Origin of the sequence: Streptomyces pactum, from assembly GCF_016031615.1 — a bacterium.
GTDB lineage: Bacteria > Actinomycetota > Actinomycetes > Streptomycetales > Streptomycetaceae > Streptomyces > Streptomyces pactus.
In genome coordinates this window covers 1,077,228-1,095,124 of sequence record NZ_JACYXC010000001.1, presented here as the reverse complement: position 1 = coordinate 1,095,124, position 17,897 = coordinate 1,077,228, and the positions used below count along the sequence as shown (strand labels likewise).

Here is a 17,897-nt window from a genome sequence, read left to right as displayed (position 1 = left end):
GCCCGCTGCCGCGCCCGCCGGCCGCGCCGTGCCCCGGGGCGCGCGGGACCGCGGCCGGCCGGTCGTGCCCCCTCGCGCCGGATCGTGCCCCGTCGCGCCGTGGGTCCCGTGCGGTGCCGCCCGGCCCGGCCCCGGCCGTGCCGCGCGGCCGGGGCGGAGCCGTACGGAGACGGCGCGGGGGAGGGGCCCGGCCCGGACCCCTCCCCTCCGATCGCCGCCGGCGGCGGCCCCGCGCGTCAGGCGCGGCGGTCGTCCAGCAGCCGCTGGACCCGCGCCCGCACCTCGTCGGTGTCCAGGCCGCGGATGGTCAGCGTGGTGCGGCGGCGCAGCACGTCATCGACGGTGTGCGCCCACTCCAGGTCCCGGGCGTAGACCACCTGCGCCCAGATCTCCGGGGCGTCGGGGTGGATCCGCTCGGCGAGCGCCGGGTCGTCGTTGGCCAGCCGTGCGATGTCGAAGGCGAGCGAGCCGTAGTGGGTGGCCAGGTGGCGCGCGGTGTCGGCGGCCATCCGCGGGCCGGGCGTACCGCCGTCCACCAGCAGCCGGTGCTCCACGGCGTGCGGGTTGGCCAGACCCGGCAGCGGCACGTGCTTGGGCAGCCGGGAGACCGGCTCCATGTCCTCCGCCAGGGGGTGGCCGGGCAGCTGCGCCAGCTTGTTCATGACGGTCCGGCCGATGTGCCGGAAGGTCGTCCACTTGCCGCCGGCGATGGAGAGCATGCCGCCCCGGCCCTCGGTGACCACGGTCTCCCGCTTCGCCTTGGCGGTGTCGCCGGGGCCGCCCGGCAGCACCCGCAGCCCGGCGAAGGAGTAGGTGATCAGGTCGCGGGAGAGCTGCTGGTCCCGGATGGAGAACGCGGCCTCGTCCAGGATCTGGGCTATGTCCTTGTCATTGACGCGGCAGTCCGCCGGGTCGCCCTCGAACTCCTCGTCGGTGGTGCCCAGCAGCAGCATGTCCTCCCAGGGGAGGGCGAAGGTGATGCGGTACTTGTCGATCGGGGTGGCCAGCGCGGCCCGCCACGGCGAGGTGCGCTTCAGCACCAGGTGCGCGCCCTTGGACAGCCGGATGGACGGGGCCGCGTCCGGGTCCTCCAGCTTCCGCAGGTGGTCCACCCACGGGCCGGTGGCGTTGAGCACCAGCCGGGCGTTGACGCCGAACTCGGTGCCGTCGGTGCGGTCCTTCAGCTCCGCCCCGGTCACCCGGCCGCCGGTGAAGCGCAGCCCCACGACCTCCGCGTGGTTGAGGACGGTGGCGCCCGCCTCCACCGCGGCGCGCACCGTCATCAGGGCCATCCGGCTGTCGTTCATCTGCCCGTCGCCGTAGACCGCGACCGCCCGCAGGCCCTCGGTGCGCAGCTCCGGCACGTCGCGGGCGGCCTTCTCCGCCGAGATGACGTGGCCGACGCCGTCCCGGAAGGCGGAGAGCGCCGAGTAGGCGAAGACGCCCGCACCCAGCTTGGCGGCGCCGTGCGGCCCGCCCTTGTACACCGGCAGGTAGAAGGTGAGCGGGTTGGCCAGGTGCGGGGCGACGCTGTGGGACACCGCGCGCCGCTCGAAGTGGTTCTCCGCGACCAGCTTCACCGCACCGGTCTGGAGGTAACGCAGGCCGCCGTGGAGCAGCTTGGAGGAGGCGGAGGACGTGGCGCCGGCGAAGTCGCCGGCGTCCACCATGGCCACCCGCAGTCCCGACTGCGCGGCGTGCCAGGCAGTGGTGATGCCCAGGATGCCGCCGCCGATCACCAGGAGGTCGTACGAAGCCTTGGACAGCTGTTCCCGGGTCTCGGCGCGGCCCGGGTTCGAACCGGCAGCCGGGTGCGTCCCGAGGGCCGGGACGCTCTGCAGGGTGGTCATGGTCTTTTACTCCTCGTCCTCGATCCAGCCCATGGTCCGCTCCACGGCCTTGAGCCAGTTCTTGTACTCGCGGTCGCGAACGTCCGCTTCCATACGGGGGGTCCACTCGGCGGCGCGGCGCCAGTTGGCCCGCAGCGCGTCGGTGTCCGGCCAGAAGCCGACGGCGAGACCGGCGGCGTAGGCGGCGCCGAGGCAGGTCGTCTCGGCCACCATCGGACGCACCACGGGCGCGTCCAGGAAGTCCGAGAGGGTCTGCATCAGCAGGTTGTTGGAGGTCATCCCGCCGTCGACCTTGAGCGCGGTCAGCTCGACGCCGGAGTCCTTGGTCATGGCGTCGGTGATCTCGCGGGTCTGCCAGGCGGTGGCTTCGAGCACGGCGCGGGCGATGTGCGCCTTGGTGACGTACCGGGTCAGGCCGGCGATCACCCCGCGGGCGTCGGAGCGCCAATAGGGGGCGAACAGCCCGGAGAAGGCCGGGACGAAGTAGGCGCCGCCGTTGTCGTCCACCGAGGACGCCAGGGTCTCGATCTCCGCCGCGGACTTGATCAGGCCCATCTGGTCGCGCATCCACTGCACCAGCGAACCGGTGACCGCGATCGAGCCCTCCAGGGCGTAGACCGGCTTCTGGTCGCCGATCCGGTAGCCGACGGTGGTGAGCAGGCCGCTGTAGGAGTTGATGACCTTCTCGCCGGTGTTCATCAGCATGAAGGTGCCGGTGCCGTAGGTGGACTTGGCCTCGCCCTCGGAGAAGCAGGTCTGTCCGAACAGCGCCGCCTGCTGGTCGCCGAGCGCGGAGGCGACCGGGACGCCGTCCAGCGCCCCGCCCTTGACGGTGCCGTAGACCTCGGCGGAGGACCGGATCTCCGGCAGCACGGCGGCCGGCACCTCCATGGACTGCAGGATGCGCTCGTCCCACTCCATGGTGTGCAGGTTCATCAGCATGGTGCGGGAGGCGTTGGTGACGTCGGTGACGTGCCGGCCGCCGTCCACACCGCCGGTGAGGTTCCAGATGACCCAGGAGTCCATGGTGCCGAAGAGGATCTCGCCGGCCTCCGCGCGCTCCCGCAGGCCCTCGACGTTGTCCAGCAGCCAGCGGACCTTGGGGCCGGAGAAGTAGGAGGCGAGCGGCAGTCCGGTCTCGCGGCGGAAGCGGTCCTGGCCGACGTTGCGGCCCAGCTCCTTGCAGAGGGCGTCGGTGCGGGTGTCCTGCCAGACGATGGCGTTGTGCACCGGCTCGCCGGTGGTGCGGTCCCACAGCAGGGTGGTCTCGCGCTGGTTGGTGATGCCGATCGCCTTGACGTCGGCGGAGGTGATGCCGGCCTTGGCGATGGCGCCCTCGACGACCTCCTGGACGTTGCGCCAGATCTCGGTGGCGTCGTGCTCCACCCAGCCCGGCCTGGGGAAGATCTGCTCGTGCTCCTTCTGGTCGACGGAGACGATGCGGCCGTCGCGGTCGAAGACGATGCAGCGGCTGGAGGTGGTGCCCTGGTCGATGGCCGCGATGAACGGTCCGTGGCCGTGGGAACCGGTGGTCGGGATCTCGGTCATGTGTACTGCTCTCCTGGGAGTGTCCGGTGGCGGGCGGGGCGGGGCTGGGGTCAGACGAAGGCGATCTTGTACAGACCGCCCGCGAGGGCGGCGCCGATCAGCGGACCGGCGACGGGGATCCAGGCGTAGCCCCAGTCCGAGCCGCCCTTGTTCGGCAGCGGCAGGAGGGCGTGTGCGATGCGCGGGCCGAGGTCACGGGCCGGGTTGATGGCGTATCCGGTGGGGCCGCCGAGCGACAGGCCCAGGCCCACCACCACGAACGAGGTGGCCATGACGCCGAGGACACCGAGGCCGTCGCCGTCGCCGTTCAGGCCCTGGGTGAGGATCGCCAGGACGAGCACCGCGGTCGCGATGATCTCGGTGGCCATGTTCTGCGCGACGTTCCGGATCTCCGGGCCGGTGGAGAAGACGCCGAGCACCGGGCCGGCGGCCGGGGCGGCGGCCTTGTCCACCATCCCCTCGTGCCCGGTCTGCGCCCGGACGATCTCCGGGTCCGTGAGGTGGGCGTGGAACTGACCCATGTAGGTCACCCAGACGAGGGCGGCGCCGATGACCGCGCCGAGGAGCTGGGACCCGACGTACAGCGGGACGTCGCTCCACTCGGTGCCGCCCTCGATCGCCAGGCCGAGGGTCACGGCCGGGTTGAGGTGCGCGCCGGAGAGGGGGGCCGATATGTAGGCGCCGGTGAGAACGGCGAAGCCCCACCCGAAGGTGATGGCGAGCCATCCCGCGTTCCGGGCCTTGGAACTCTTGAGGGTGACGGCGGCGCACACGCCACCGCCCAGCAGGATGAGTACGGCGGTACCGATCGTCTCGCCGGTGAAGATGTCGAGGCTGGACACCCGCGACTCCTTTGTCCTTCGTCCAGGGGAAGGCGAACCCCGGGTCCCTCCGGAGGTCCGCGCCCTCAGGGGTGAGGGCGTTGGTCGGCCCGCGGCGAGTCCACCATAGCGAATATTGTCGTCAGGTGTTCGACAATGCCGACCGATGCACGGCAGTTTTCTGTACACTGCGGGGCCCGTCAAGACTTCTGTGACTGAAAACTCGTCGGTAACAAGGGGCCCTCAAACCTCCCGAAACCGACTCGTGACCTGCGGCGTCGCACGGACCGCAACACCCGGCCCACCCGTCCCGCGGGGGCACCGCCGAGCACCGCGGGCGGGTCGCGGCGCCGGCCCGGGAGGGGGAGCGGGGCGCGCACCGGCGGGAGGGCGCCGGCCCCCCGTGGGGTCGGATTCCGGTCGGATCGGTGCCGGTCACATCCCGGCGCCACCGCGGCCGGTGGCGCGCCCCCGGGGCCGGCGCTGCCGGGCCGGTACGCGTCCGGGCCGGGGGCCCGGAGCCGGGCGGACCGGGACGGGCGGGAGGGGGCGGGCCGGGAGGGGCGGGGGCACCGGCGACCGGGCCGGCGCGAGCGGGCCGCCCGGTGCCGGTGCCCGTACGGGTGGAGGGCCGACGGCCGGCGCGGCCCGAGGGCCGACGCCCGTACCGGAAGGCGGCCGGCGGCCGGCGGGGCCCGAGGACTAGAAGGGCCTGGCGCCCAGGTCGCGGGAGACCGCCCGCGCGCAGTCCCGGACCGCCGCGACCAGGTCCGGCCGCAGCTCACCGGCGGGGCAGACCCGCTCGACGGCCCCGGTGACGCCCACCGCGCCCACCGGCATCCGGCGCCGGTCGTGGATCGGGGCGGCGATCGAGGCCACGCCCTCCCAGGTCTCCTCCACGTCGGCGGCCCAGCCGCGCGCCCGGGTCAGGTCCAGGACCTCCTCGAAATCGGTCATCCGGGTGACCGTACGGGCGGTGTACGCCTTCCGCTCGCCCTCGGCCGCCTCGCTGTGCGCCACCGGGTCGTACGCCGAGAGCACCTTGCCCAGCGCGGTGCTGTGCAGCGGCTGCATCGCGCCGACCTCCAGCACCTGCCGGCTGTCGTCGGGGCGGAAGACGTGGTGCACGATGAGCACCCCCTGCTGGTGCAGCACGCCCAGGTAGACCGCCTCCCCGCTGGAGCGGGCCAGGTCGTCGGCCCAGACCAGGGCGCGCGCCCGAAGCTCGTGCACGTCGAGGTAGCTGTTGCCCAGCCGGAGCAGCTCGGCGCCCAGCTGGTAGCGGCCGGAGGCGGCGTCCTGCTCGACGAACCCCTCCTGCTGGAGGGTGCGCAGGATGCCGTGCGCGGTGCCCTTGGCGAGCCCCAGGGCGGAGGCGATGTCGGACAGGCCGAGGCGCCGCTCGCCGCCGGCGAGCAGTCGCAGCATCGCCGCCGCTCGCTCCAGCGACTGGATGGTCCGTGCCATCGCGTTTCCTCCCCACGGTGCGGGTTCGACAATGCTGAACACTATCGGTCCATGCCGACCTTGTGGTACCGCGGACGGCGCGAACGATCATCCTCTTCGATCCCGTGCGCCGTCCCGGCTGGTGGAACCACCCGCCCCCGCGGCGGTCGTGGGGGCTACGCTGACCGGGTGCGCTCCTCGTACGAGGGCGCAAAGCCGACAGCCGTCGCACCCCAGGGAGCATTTCCATGGCCTCGTACACGCCATCGTCCGCAGCCGCCCCCCGTATCGCAGCACTGCGCGAGGCACTCGCCTCCAGAGTGGTGGTGGCCGACGGAGCGATGGGCACGATGCTTCAGGCACAGGACCCCTCCTTGGAGGACTTCCAGCAGCTCGAAGGCTGCAACGAGATCCTCAACCTCACCCGTCCCGACATCGTGCGCTCGGTCCACTCGGCCTACTTCGAGGCCGGCGTGGACTGCGTCGAGACCAACACCTTCGGCGCCAACCACTCGGCGCTGGGCGAGTACGACATCTCCGACCGCGTCTTCGAACTCTCCGAGGCCGGCGCCCGGCTCGCCCGGGAGGTGGCGGACGAGCACTCCGCCGACGGCCGGCAGCGCTGGGTGCTGGGCTCCATGGGCCCGGGCACCAAGCTCCCGACCCTGGGCCACGCCCCGTACACCACGCTGCGCGACGCCTACCAGGCGAACGCCGAGGGTCTGATTGCCGGCGGCGCCGACGCGCTGCTGGTGGAGACCACCCAGGACCTGCTCCAGACCAAGGCGGCGGTCATCGGCGCCCGCCGCGCCCTGGAGCTCTCGGGCCTGGACCTGCCGGTGATCTGCTCGGTCACCGTGGAGACCACCGGCACCATGCTGCTGGGCTCGGAGATCGGCGCGGCGCTCACCGCCCTGGAGCCGCTGGGCATCGACATGATCGGCCTGAACTGCGCCACCGGCCCGGCCGAGATGAGCGAGCACCTGCGGTACCTCGCCCGCCACTCCCGCATCCCGCTGTCCTGCATGCCCAACGCGGGCCTGCCGGTGCTGGGCAAGGACGGCGCCCACTACCCGCTGACGCCCCCGGAGCTGGCCGACGCCCAGGAGACCTTCGTCCGGGAGTACGGCCTGTCCCTGGTGGGCGGCTGCTGCGGCACCACCCCCGAGCACCTGCGGCAGCTGGTGGAGCGGGTCCGCGACCTCACCCCCGCCCCGCGCGAGGTGCGTCCCGAGCCGGCCGCCGCCTCCCTCTACCAGGCGGTGCCGTTCCGCCAGGACACCTCCTACCTGGCCATCGGCGAGCGCACCAACGCCAACGGCTCCAAGAAGTTCCGCGAGGCGATGCTGGAGGGCCGCTGGGACGACTGCGTGGAGATGGCCCGCGACCAGATCCGCGAGGGCGCGCACATGCTCGACCTGTGCGTGGACTACGTGGGCCGGGACGGCGTGGCCGACATGGCGGAGCTGGCCGGGCGGTTCGCCACCGCCTCCACCCTCCCCATCGTGCTCGACTCCACCGAGGTGGACGTCATCCGCGCCGGTCTGGAGAAGCTCGGCGGTCGGGCGGTCATCAACTCCGTCAACTACGAGGACGGCGACGGTCCCGACTCGCGGTTCGCCAAGGTCGCCCGGCTCGCGGTGGAGCACGGCGCCGCGCTGATGGCGCTCACCATCGACGAGCAGGGCCAGGCCCGGACCGCCGAGCACAAGGTCGCCATCGCCGAGCGCATCATCGCCGACCTCACCGGGAACTGGGGCATCCGCGAGTCCGACATCCTCATCGACTGCCTGACCTTCACCATCTGCACCGGCCAGGAGGAGTCCCGCAAGGACGGCGTCAACACCATCGAGGCGATCCGCGAGCTGAAGCGGCGCCACCCGGAGGTGCAGACCACGCTCGGCCTGTCGAACATCTCCTTCGGCCTCAACCCGGCCGCCCGGATCGTGCTCAACTCCGTCTTCCTCGACGAGTGCGTCAAGGCCGGGCTGGACTCGGCGATCGTGCACGCCTCCAAGATCCTGCCCATCGCGCGGCTGGACGAGGAGCAGGTGCAGGTGGCGCTGGACCTGATCTACGACCGGCGCCGCGAGGGGTACGACCCGCTGCAGCGGCTGCTGGAGCTGTTCGAGGGCGTGGACACCCGGTCGATGAAGGCGTCCAAGGCCGAGGAGCTGCGGGCCCTGCCGCTGGAGGAGCGTCTCAAGCGGCGCATCATCGACGGCGAGCGCAACGGCCTGGAGGCCGACCTCGACGAGGCGCTGACCACCCGCCCGGCGCTCGACATCGTCAACGACACCCTGCTGGACGGCATGAAGGTGGTCGGCGAGCTGTTCGGCTCCGGCCAGATGCAGCTGCCGTTCGTACTCCAGTCCGCCGAGGTGATGAAGGCCGCCGTCGCCTACCTGGAGCCGCACATGGAGAAGGTGGACGACGGCCACGGCGGGACGGGCAAGGGCACCATCGTGCTCGCCACGGTCCGCGGCGACGTCCACGACATCGGCAAGAACCTGGTGGACATCATCCTCTCCAACAACGGCTACAACGTGGTCAACCTGGGCATCAAGCAGCCCGTCTCGGCGATCCTGGAGGCCGCCGAGGAGCACCGGGCCGACGTCATCGGCATGTCCGGCCTGCTGGTGAAGTCCACGGTGATCATGAAGGAGAACCTGGAGGAGCTGAACCAGCGCAAGCTGGCCGCCCGGTACCCGGTCATCCTCGGCGGCGCCGCGCTCACCCGCGCCTACGTCGAGCAGGACCTCCACGAGATCTACGAGGGCGAGGTGCGCTACGCCCGGGACGCCTTCGAGGGCCTGCGGCTGATGGACGCCCTGATCGCCGTCAAGCGCGGGGTCCCCGGCGCCGCGCTGCCCGAGCTCAAGCAGCGCCGGGTCGCCCGCCGCGCCACCGCCGAGGTCGCCGAGCCGGAGCCCGAGCAGGGCCAGGTCCGCTCCGACGTGGCCACCGACAACCCGGTGCCCACCCCGCCGTTCTGGGGCACCCGCGTGGTCAAGGGCATCCAGCAGGCCGACTACGCCTCCTGGCTGGACGAGGGCGCGCTGTTCAAGGGCCAGTGGGGGCTGAAGCAGGCCCGCACCGGCGACGGCCCCGGCTACGAGGAGCTGGTGGAGACCGAGGGCCGGCCGCGGCTGCGCGGCTGGCTGGACAAGCTGCACACCGAGAACCTGCTGGAGGCGGCCGTGGTCTACGGCTACTTCCGCTGTGTCTCCAAGGGCGACGACCTGGTGCTGCTCAACGAGGACGGCAGCGAGCTGACCCGCTTCACCTTCCCCCGCCAGCGCCGGGGCCGGCGGCTGTGCCTCGCCGACTTCTTCCGTCCCGAGGACTCCGGCGAGATCGATGTCGTCGGGCTCCAGGTGGTGACCGTCGGCTCGCGGATCGGCGAGGCCACCGCGGAGCTGTTCGCCGCCAACGCCTACCGCGACTACCTGGAGCTGCACGGCCTGTCGGTGCAGCTCGCCGAGGCGCTCGCCGAGTACTGGCACGCGCGGGTCCGGGCCGAACTGGGCTTCGCCGCCGAGGACCCGGCCGACGTGCGGGAGATGTTCGACCTGAAGTACCGCGGCGCGCGCTTCTCGCTCGGTTACGGTGCCTGCCCCGAGCTGGCGGACCGGGCGAAGATCGCCGAGCTGCTGCGGCCGGAGCGGATCGGGGTCCAGCTCTCCGAGGAGTTCCAGCTGCACCCCGAGCAGTCCACCGACGCCATCGTCATCCACCACCCGGAGGCGAAGTACTTCAACGCCCGCTGACCCCGCGGCCCCGGCCGCTCCGTGCCGGGGCCGTGCCGCGGCCGGTGCCGCGCTGCGGCCGGGGCCGGGAGAGGCGGGCGCAGGGGCGGCCGGAACCGGAAGCGGAACCGGCCGGTGGAAATCGACGGGCGTGCAGGACGGCCCCGACGTAGACTGGACGATCCGGTGAGGCCGGTCGCCCCCGAGGGAAGGGAGCGGCCGGCCTTCGCGTCCCTTCACGGAGGTACCTGGATGACCAGTGGCATCCCCGCCGTCGCCACCGGTGCGGCCGACGGCCCCGCGCTCGAACCCCGCCCCGTGGCCGCCCCGGAACTTCAGGCCGTGCTCCTCGACATGGACGGCACCCTGGTGGACACCGAGGGCATCTGGTGGGAGGCCGAGGCCGCCGTCTTCCGCGAACTCGGGTTCGTGCTCGACGAGGTGCACCGCGCCGTGGTGGTCGGCGGGCCGATGACCCGCAGCGCCTCCTACCTCATCGAGGTCACCGGCGCCGACATCACCCTCGCCGACCTCACCGTACGGCTCAACGACCGGTTCACCGAGCTGATCGACGGCAGCGTCCCGATGCTGCCCGGCGCCCGCCGGCTGCTCACCGAGCTGGCCGCGCACCGGGTGCCCACCGCCCTGGTCTCCGCCTCGCACCGGAAGGTCATCGACCGCGTCCTGCGCACCATCGGGGCCGAGCACTTCCGGCTCACCGTCGCCGGGGACGAGATGGAGCGGACCAAGCCGCACCCCGACCCGTACCTGGCGGCGGCGGCCGGCCTGGGGGCCGACCCGGCCCGCTGCGTCGTCATCGAGGACACCCCGACCGGTGTCGCCGCCGGGGAGGCCGCGGGCTGCCCGGTGGTCGCCGTGCCCTCCGTGGCGCCCATCGAGCCCGCCGCCGGACGGACGGTGGTCCCCTCCCTCGAAGAAGTCGACGTGCCATTTCTCCGACGACTCATCAGCGGAAAAGAACCGGCCACGCGCCGATCGTGCCGCGCAATTGTGCCGAATGAATAGGCCGGAGGTATTCCGGTGATCATTAAGCGTTGTTGATCACGTGAGCTTTCTCACCCTATTCCTTTCCGGTGCGGCGGGGGCACCGCGCTGAGCATCCCTTTCGCGTGCATTGGCGCGCCCCCATGTGTCCCGGTTGATGGTTTCTCGCGCCTTACGTTCCGACGTTCGCATATCGATCGCCGACCGGCCGTCATCCGAAAGTGATTACCTGGTGGTTCGGTCTGTTCCGGCCTGCCCGGAGGTGCCGACTAATCTCGTCGCGAGCACGTGGAACCACCGCAGGGAGACTCCCGACCATGAATCGCGAAACGTTGGTGCTGCCCGTCCTGGCGGGCCTGCTGACCTCCGCCCTCGCCGGCTGCGGCGGGTCGGACGACTCGGGCCCGGGTGGCGGCACCATCGTGGTCGGGACCACCGATCGGATCGAGGCCACCGCGGACGCCCCGGCGCCGCTGGACCCGGCCCAGGCGTACGACACCGCCTCCTGGGCCGTGATGCACAACGCCTTCCAGACCCTGATGCGGCTGCCCAGGGCGGGCAGCCAGCCGGTGCCGGACGCCGCCGAGTCGTGCGGCTTCCAGGACAACCACAGCGAGCAGTACCGCTGCACCCTGCGCCGCGGGCTGACCTTCGCCGACGGCCGCGAACTCACCTCCCGGGACGTGAAGTTCTCCCTGGACCGAGTGCGCCGGATAGCCCACCGGGGCGGCCCGGCCACCCTGCTGTCCAGCATCGACAAGGTGGAGACGCCCAACGAGCGCGAGGTGGTCATCCACCTCTCCGCCCCCGACGCCACCTTCCCCTCCAAGCTCACCACCCCGGCCGCCGCCATCCTGGACAGCCACGACTACGACCCCAAGGCCCTGCGCAAGGGCTTCGAGGTCGCCGGCTCCGGCCCCTACACCGTGCGGACCGAGGTGGACGGCGACCGGCTCACCAAGGCCGTCTTCACCCGGAACGACGCCTACCGGGGCGAACTGGAACCCAGGAGCGACACCGTCGAGATGCGCTTCTTCGACGACTCCGCGGCCCTGGAGCGGGCGCTGGCCGACGGCGAGGTCGACGTCGCCAACCGGGAGTTCTCCGCCGAGCAGATCGACAAGCTGGAGGCCGGGCGGGTTGCGGGGGTCCGCGTCACCGAGTCCCCCGGCCAGGCCATCCGGTACCTGGCCTTCAACACCAAGGCACCGGCGGTACGGGAGAAGGCCGTCCGGCAGGCCATCGCCCGCCTGGTGGACCGGCAGGCGCTCGTCCGCGACGTCTACAAGCGCACCGGCGACCCGCTGTACTCCCTGGTCCCCACCGGCATCGCCGCGCACACCAACTCCTTCCACAACACCTACGGCGAACCGTCGGTCGCCGGCGCCCGCGACGTGCTGCGCGACGCCGGGGTCCGGACCCCGGTGAAGCTGACGCTCACCTACACCACGGACCACTACGGTCCGGCGACGGCGAAGGAGTTCACCGCCCTGCGGGACCAGCTGAACGCCAGCGGCCTGTTCACGGCCCGCACCCAGGGCGTGCGGTGGACCCGGTTCCGGCAGGACGCGGCCGACGGGGAGTACGCGGTCTACGGCATGGGCTGGTTCCTGGACTTCCCCGACCCGGACAACTACATCGCCCCGTTCATCGGCAAGGACAACTTCCTCAACTCCCCCTACCGCAACCGCGCCATAGAGGACGACCTGCTGCCCAGGACCCGGCAGAAGGCCCAGCGGGCCCTGGCCGCCCCGGAGTTCCGGCGCATCCAGGACCTTGTGGCCGAGGACGTCCCGGTGCTGCCGCTGTGGCAGCAGAAGCAGTACGTGGTGGCCCGCGAGGACATCACCGGCACCGAGTACGCGCTGGACTCCTCCGCGATGCTCCAGCTGTGGGAGCTGGGCCGGGGAGCCGAGGGCTGAGCCCCGGACGGCCGGGGCCCGCGGCCCGGCCAGATGGTCATCGGCCCGGGTCCGGGTGGCGTGCCGGCGTCGAGCCCGGGCGGGTACCGGGCGGGGCGCCGGGACCGGCAGGGTTGGCGTGCCGACACCGGGTTCGGGTGGGGGCGCCGGCCACGGCCGGGTGGATGCCGGGTAGGCGCCGGGCCCGGCCGGGTGGCTACCCGGCAGTCCCGGGGCGCGTGGTCACCAGGGACGGCACGGCCGGGTGGTGCCGGCCCCGGCCGGGGTGGGGCGCCGCCTCACTGGCCGCCGGGACGGACCAGACCGCTCTCGTACGCGTACACCGCCGCCTGCACCCGGTCCCGCAGACCCAGCTTGGTCAGCACATGGCCCACATGGGTCTTCACCGTCGTCTCGCTGACGAACAGGTCCGCGGCGATCTCCGCGTTGGACAGCCCGCGCGCCACCAGCTTCAGCACCTCGACCTCACGGTCGGTGAGCGTGTGCAGAGTGTCCGGCACCGGCTCCTCACCGGACGGCAGGTGCTCCGCGTACTTGTCGAGCAACCGCCGGGTGATGCTCGGGGCCAGCATCGCCTCGCCCGCCGCCACCACCCGGATGGCCTGCACCAGCTCGTGGGCCGGCGCGTCCTTGAGCAGGAAGCCGCTGGCACCCGCGCGTAGCGCCTCCACCACGTACTCGTCCAGGTCGAACGTGGTCAGCACCAGCACCTTCGCCGGGCCGTCCCGGCCGGGGCCGGTGATCTGGCGGGTCGCCTCCACCCCGTCCATCCGGGGCATCCGGATGTCCATCAGCACCACATCGGGCTGGAGCGCCCGCACCTGGTCCAGGGCCTGCAGACCGTCCCCGGCCTCCCCGACCACCGCGAGATCCTGCTCGGCCTCCAGGATCATGCGGAAACCGGTGCGCAGCAGGGGCTGGTCATCGACGAGCAGGACACGGATGGCCACAGGACATCTCCTTCGTTAGACGGTCTCATTCTGCCCGCCCGTCACCCACCCCCGCCCTCAAGGGTCGCTTCGCGGCCGTTCCTGTCCGTGCCCGTCACCCACCGCCGCCTTCAAGGGTCGCTTCGCGGCCGTTTCGGTCCTGTGCCCGTCGCCCGCCCCGTCGCGCGGGGTGCTCGGGTCCGTGGTTCGCTCCCGCGCACGGGCGGGAGCGTACCGGGTCATCCGCCGGACTCCTCCGGGGGAGCCTGGCGCGGGGCCGGCGGCGCGAGGTGCAGCGGGTAGGGCGGGGGAGTGCCGCCGAACTCCGGACAGTGCGCCTGGTGGTCGCACCACCCGCACAGCTTCGTCGGCCGGGGCCGCCAGTCGCCGGTCTCGGTGGCCAGCGAGATCGCCTCCCACAGCGCGTGCAGCTTCCGCTCCACCGCCAGCAGGTCCGCCTCCACCGGGTCGTAGGTGAGGACGTCACCGCTGCCCAGGTACACCAGCTGCAGCCGCCGCGGCACCACACCGCGCAGCCGCCACACCACCAGGGCGTAGAACTTCATCTGGAACAGCGCGCCCGAGGCGTACTGCGGGGCCGGCGCCTTCCCGGTCTTGTAGTCCACCAGCCGCACCTCGCCGCTGGGCGCGACGTCCACCCGGTCGATGTACCCGCGCAGCGTCAGCCCGGAGTCCAGCACGGTCTCCACGAACAGCTCCCGCTCGGCGGGCTCCAGCCGGGTGGGGTCCTCCAGCGTGAACCACCGCTCGACCAGCCGTTCGGCGTCCGCCAGCCACTGCGCCAGCCGCTCGGCGTCCTGCCCGCCGTCCTCGCGCGCGAACAGCTCGGCCAGCTCCGGCCGGGCCGCCAGCAGCCGCTGCCACTCGCCCGGCACCAGCTCCCGCGCCCGGTCCGCGGTGCGCTGCGCCGCCGGGGCGTCGAAGAGACGCTCCAGCACCGCGTGCACCACCGTGCCCCGGGTCGCCGCCGGGCTCGGCTTCTCCGGCAGCCGGTCGATCACCCGGAAGCGGTACAGCAGCGGACACTGCATGAAGTCGGCGGCGCGTGAGGGCGACAGCGACGCCGGCCGGCCCCCGGGGAGGGCCCGGGCCTCCGCCGCGGGCGCGGGGACGGCCGGGGCCTCCGCCACGGGCGCGGACGGCTCGTCGGTCTCGCCGGTGAGTGTTCCCATGCCGAAGACCATACGGCCCCTCACCGACAGGCACCGGCGGCCACGGACAGCCACCGACCGCGCACGGGCGCCTGGCACCCATGGCGCCGGCCACCTCCGGGCGCCGGACGCGCACGGCTCCGGGCGGTCATCTCGGTCACCGCCGGCCCGGCACCGCGGCAGGCGGTGACCGCGCACCGCTCACCCACCGTCACCGACCGTCCGCCGCCCGGCGGGCGGGCGCCCGGGAGAGGCCCGAGGCGTGGCGGAGGAGTGCCGGGCGGCACGACGGGTAGGAGCCCGGGGGCCCCGGTCACGGGCGGTGGTGGGTGACCGCCGCGGGAGCCGCATACCATCGACGTCAGAGGCCCTCGCCCTGCATGATCGTGGGACCGTACCCAGAGGGCGCGGGGGATGTATCCGACGAGGGGACACCGTGGACAACAGCGGGCAGCGGCAGACCGGCCGCGACGGCGCCGGACGCGCGACCGGGCCCGAAGGCGACAGGCCGCAGCGCCCCCGGGAGGTGGGGGGCGGCTTCCTGATGGGGCGGCCGTTCGGGGTCCCGGTCTACGTCGCGCCCAGCTGGTTCGTCGTCGCCGCACTGATCACCTGGGTCTTCGGGGACCAGCTGGACCGGGTGCTGCCCGAGCTGGGCGCGGCCCGTTACCTGGTGTCACTCTTCTTCGCGGTCGCCTTCTACGCCTCCGTGCTCGTCCACGAGCTGGCGCACACCATCGCCGCGCTCCGCTACAAGCTCCCGGTCCGCCGCATCCAGCTGCAGTTCTTCGGCGGCGTGTCGGAGATCGAGAAGGAGACCGAGACCCCCGGCCGCGAGTTCGTCCTCGCCTTCGTGGGTCCGCTGCTCTCACTCGTGCTCTCCGGGCTCTTCTACGTCGGCATGCAGTTCGTCGAACCGGGCACCGTCCCCGGTGTGCTCCTCGCCGGGCTGATGGTCTCCAACCTGATCGTCGCCGCGTTCAACCTCCTGCCGGGCCTCCCGCTGGACGGCGGCCGGATGCTGCGCGCGGTGGTGTGGAAGATCAGCGGGAAGCCGATGACCGGCACCATCGCGGCGGCCTGGACCGGCCGGGCGCTCGCCGTCACCGTGCTGGTGGGCCTGCCGCTGCTGAGCCAGGCCGGCGGGCTGAACGAGGACGCCGAGGGCTTCGGCAGCTTCGAGTCGCTCACCGACGCGCTGCTCGCCGCCATCCTCGCCGCGATCATCTGGACCGGCGCCGGCAACAGCCTGCGGATGGCCCGGCTGCGCGAGCGGCTGCCCGGCCTCAGCGCCCGCACCCTCACCCGGCGGGCCGTCCCGGTGGCGGGGGACACCCCGCTGTCGGAGGCGCTGCGCCGCGCCAACGAGGCGGGCGCCCGCGCGCTGGTCGTCGTGGACGGGCAGGGCGTGCCGACGGCCGTGGTCCGCGAGGCCGCCATCGTCGGCATCCCCGAGCACCGCCGCCCCTGGGTCGCGGTCGGCACCCTCGCCCAGGACCTCAAGGAGGGCATGAAGGTCTCCGCGGAGCTGACCGGCGAGGACCTGCTGGACACCCTGCAGACCACCCCGGCCACCGAGTACCTGGTGGTGGAGGAGACCGGGGAGATCTACGGGGTGCTCTCCGCCGCCGATGTGGAGCGGGCGTTCGTGGCGGCCATGGCCCGCCCCTCCTCCTGACGGCGGTACGCCCCGGCCCGGCACTCCGGGCGGCGCCGCGGCCCGGCCCGCACCCGCCGGCCCCGTCCACGTACCCGTCGGCTTCCCGGTACCCGCCCTCGGCCCCTCGGCCCCCCGCCGGGCCTGATGCGGCTTCCTGGGGCCCGGCGGCGGTCCCGCGTGCCCCGATCCCGGATCGGCCGTTCCGGCGCCGGGCCCCTGCCCGGGTACCTGCCGTCCCCCCACCGACCGCCCCGACCCGTCCCCCTGAACCCCGCCCCGCCCGGCTTCCCGCCCCGGCCCGGCGGCCGTACCCGGCACCCCCCGTCGCACCCGCGACCCTGCCCGGCGCCACTCCGCGACCCCCCGCCGGCCGCACCCCCGACCCCCCGCCCGGCCAACCCGGCGGGGCGGCCGGCCCCGGCCCGGGCCCCGCCCTGACCGGCGGCCACCGGCGGCAACCGGCACCCGTAGCGCCCGGTAGGCTGTTCACATGTCCGAACCGACCGGTGCCGCCCGCCGTCGCGGGCCCTTCCAGGTCGGGGACCAGGTCCAGCTCACCGACCCCAAGGGACGCCACTACACCTTCACGCTCGAAGCCGGGAAGAACTTCCACACCCACAAGGGGTCCTTCCCGCATGACGAGCTGATCGGTGCCCCCGAGGGAACCGTCGTGCGTACCACGGGAAACGTCGCGTACCTCGCGCTGCGTCCCCTGCTCCCCGACTACGTCCTGTCCATGCCACGCGGCGCTGCCGTCGTCTACCCCAAGGACGCGGGGCAGATCCTGGCGATGGCCGATATCTTCGCAGGCGCGCGCGTCGTGGAGGCCGGCGTCGGCTCGGGCTCGCTCAGCACCTTCCTGCTGCGGGCCATCGGCGACCAGGGCATGCTGCACTCCTACGAGCGCCGTGCCGACTTCGCCGACATCGCCCGGGGCAACGTCGAGCGCTACTTCGGCGGGCCGCACCCGGCCTGGCGCCTCACCGTCGGTGACCTCCAGGACAACCTGTCGGACACCGACGTGGACCGCGTCATCCTCGACATGCTCGCCCCCTGGGAGTGCCTGGAGGTGGTCTCCAAGGCGCTCGTGCCCGGCGGCATCCTCTGCGCCTACGTGGCCACCACCACCCAGCTCGCCCGCACCGTCGAGGCGATCCGCGAGTTCGGCACCTTCAACGAGCCGAGCGCCTGGGAGACCATGGTCCGCACCTGGCACGTGGAGGGCCTCGCGGTCCGTCCCGACCACCGCATGATCGGCCACACCGGGTTCCTGCTCACCGCGCGGCGCCTCGCCGACGGCGTGGAGCCCCCGCTGCGCCGGCGCCGGCCCGCCAAGGGCGCGTACGGCGAGGACTACGCGGGATGGGGTGCCAAGGACCCGGCCGCCGGCGCGGGCAAGGACACCGCCACGGGCCCCGCGGACGCCTGATCCCCGCCGGTTCCCCCGGCCGGCCCGCGCCCTCGGCGCCGGCCCTTCAACACCGCGCCGCGGCCACCGACTTCCCCGCGGGGGAGACGGTGGCCGCGGCGCTCACGTGTTCCGCCCGAAAACCCCGCCCCGGTGGTCCCTCGGTCGTGTGACGTGTGGCACGATGCTGGGCACCCCGCAAGCCGACGCTCTCCCAGGAGTCACTCCGCGTGCAGACCCAGGCAGGTGCCGAATCCCGTCCGGCGTCGTCCCCGGCCTCCCCCTCATCGCCCGACCGGCGCCTTCCGCACAGCCGTCCCCGGCCGGTGCACTGGGTGGTCACCACGGCCGCCCTCGCCGCCGTGGTGGCCGGCGCCGCCGTGGTGG

Annotated in this window: 11 protein-coding genes; 5 read left to right on the top strand and 6 right to left on the bottom strand. The window is 73.1% G+C overall.

Annotated elements, in window-relative coordinates; translation table 11 throughout:
* Window positions 1-236: 236 nt before the first annotated feature.
* From IHE55_RS04365 to IHE55_RS04350, 4 genes are all read right to left on the bottom strand, one after another.
* Complete coding sequence (locus tag IHE55_RS04365; protein ID WP_197987809.1) at window positions 237-1,850, bottom strand: glycerol-3-phosphate dehydrogenase/oxidase; 1,614 nt, start codon at window positions 1,848-1,850, stop codon at window positions 237-239.
* Window positions 1,851-1,856: 6 nt separating this feature from the next.
* Window positions 1,857-3,398: a glycerol kinase GlpK gene (gene glpK, locus IHE55_RS04360; protein WP_197987808.1), complete on the bottom strand. Its 1,542-nt coding sequence runs from the start codon at window positions 3,396-3,398 to the stop codon at window positions 1,857-1,859.
* A gap of 50 nt (window positions 3,399-3,448) precedes the next feature.
* Window positions 3,449-4,240, bottom strand: coding sequence for an MIP/aquaporin family protein (locus IHE55_RS04355; RefSeq protein ID WP_197987807.1), 792 nt, complete (start codon window positions 4,238-4,240; stop codon window positions 3,449-3,451).
* A gap of 681 nt (window positions 4,241-4,921) precedes the next feature.
* The gene (locus IHE55_RS04350; protein WP_197987806.1) at window positions 4,922-5,686 is read right to left on the bottom strand and encodes an IclR family transcriptional regulator; all 765 of its coding nucleotides are present in this window, start codon (window positions 5,684-5,686) and stop codon (window positions 4,922-4,924) included.
* Window positions 5,687-5,913: 227 nt separating this feature from the next.
* Here IHE55_RS04350 and metH point away from each other — a divergent pair, with 227 nt between their 5' ends.
* The 3 genes from metH to IHE55_RS04335 all read left to right on the top strand — a co-directional run bounded on the left by metH (window position 5,914) and on the right by IHE55_RS04335 (window position 12,341).
* Entirely contained in the window at window positions 5,914-9,435 is a 3,522-nt protein-coding gene (gene metH / locus IHE55_RS04345) for a methionine synthase (protein WP_197987805.1), read from the top strand.
* Between the two features lie 231 nt (window positions 9,436-9,666).
* Window positions 9,667-10,440, top strand: coding sequence for an HAD family hydrolase (locus IHE55_RS04340; protein ID WP_197987804.1), 774 nt, complete (start codon window positions 9,667-9,669; stop codon window positions 10,438-10,440).
* A 296-nt stretch (window positions 10,441-10,736) separates the two neighbouring features.
* The gene (locus IHE55_RS04335) at window positions 10,737-12,341 is read left to right on the top strand and encodes an ABC transporter substrate-binding protein (protein WP_197987803.1); all 1,605 of its coding nucleotides are present in this window, start codon (window positions 10,737-10,739) and stop codon (window positions 12,339-12,341) included.
* Between the two features lie 278 nt (window positions 12,342-12,619).
* Here IHE55_RS04335 and IHE55_RS04330 read toward each other — a convergent pair whose 3' ends face one another.
* Both IHE55_RS04330 and IHE55_RS04325 read right to left on the bottom strand, forming a co-directional pair.
* A complete protein-coding gene (locus IHE55_RS04330; protein WP_197987802.1) occupies window positions 12,620-13,291 on the bottom strand; it encodes a response regulator in 672 nt (223 codons plus the stop codon).
* 218 nt (window positions 13,292-13,509) lie between these two features.
* A complete protein-coding gene (locus IHE55_RS04325; RefSeq protein ID WP_197987801.1) occupies window positions 13,510-14,463 on the bottom strand; it encodes a RecB family exonuclease in 954 nt (317 codons plus the stop codon).
* 415 nt (window positions 14,464-14,878) lie between these two features.
* On the opposite strand from IHE55_RS04325, the gene IHE55_RS04320 reads away from it, so the two are divergent.
* On the top strand, window positions 14,879-16,120 hold the full coding sequence (locus IHE55_RS04320) for a site-2 protease family protein (RefSeq protein ID WP_197987800.1): 1,242 nt from the start codon (window positions 14,879-14,881) through the stop codon (window positions 16,118-16,120).
* A 472-nt stretch (window positions 16,121-16,592) separates the two neighbouring features.
* Window positions 16,593-17,531 (top strand): tRNA (adenine-N1)-methyltransferase, encoded by a 939-nt coding sequence (locus IHE55_RS04315; protein ID WP_197987799.1) that lies wholly within the window; start codon window positions 16,593-16,595, stop codon window positions 17,529-17,531.
* Window positions 17,532-17,897: the final 366 nt, after the last annotated feature.

Bases quoted from the DNA above. Each gene is read 5' to 3' on its own strand.
- IHE55_RS04365 (WP_197987809.1), bottom strand. From the start codon at position 1,850: ATGACCACCCTGCAGAGCGTCCCGGCCCTCGGGACGCACCCGGCTGCC.
- glpK (WP_197987808.1), bottom strand. From the start codon at position 3,398: ATGACCGAGATCCCGACCACCGGTTCCCACGGCCACGGACCGTTCATC.
- IHE55_RS04350 (WP_197987806.1), bottom strand. From the start codon at position 5,686: ATGGCACGGACCATCCAGTCGCTGGAGCGAGCGGCGGCGATGCTGCGA.
- metH (WP_197987805.1), top strand. From the start codon at position 5,914: ATGGCCTCGTACACGCCATCGTCCGCAGCCGCCCCCCGTATCGCAGCA.
- IHE55_RS04340 (WP_197987804.1), top strand. From the start codon at position 9,667: ATGACCAGTGGCATCCCCGCCGTCGCCACCGGTGCGGCCGACGGCCCC.
- IHE55_RS04335 (WP_197987803.1), top strand. From the start codon at position 10,737: ATGAATCGCGAAACGTTGGTGCTGCCCGTCCTGGCGGGCCTGCTGACC.
- IHE55_RS04325 (WP_197987801.1), bottom strand. From the start codon at position 14,463: ATGGGAACACTCACCGGCGAGACCGACGAGCCGTCCGCGCCCGTGGCG.
- IHE55_RS04315 (WP_197987799.1), top strand. From the start codon at position 16,593: ATGTCCGAACCGACCGGTGCCGCCCGCCGTCGCGGGCCCTTCCAGGTC.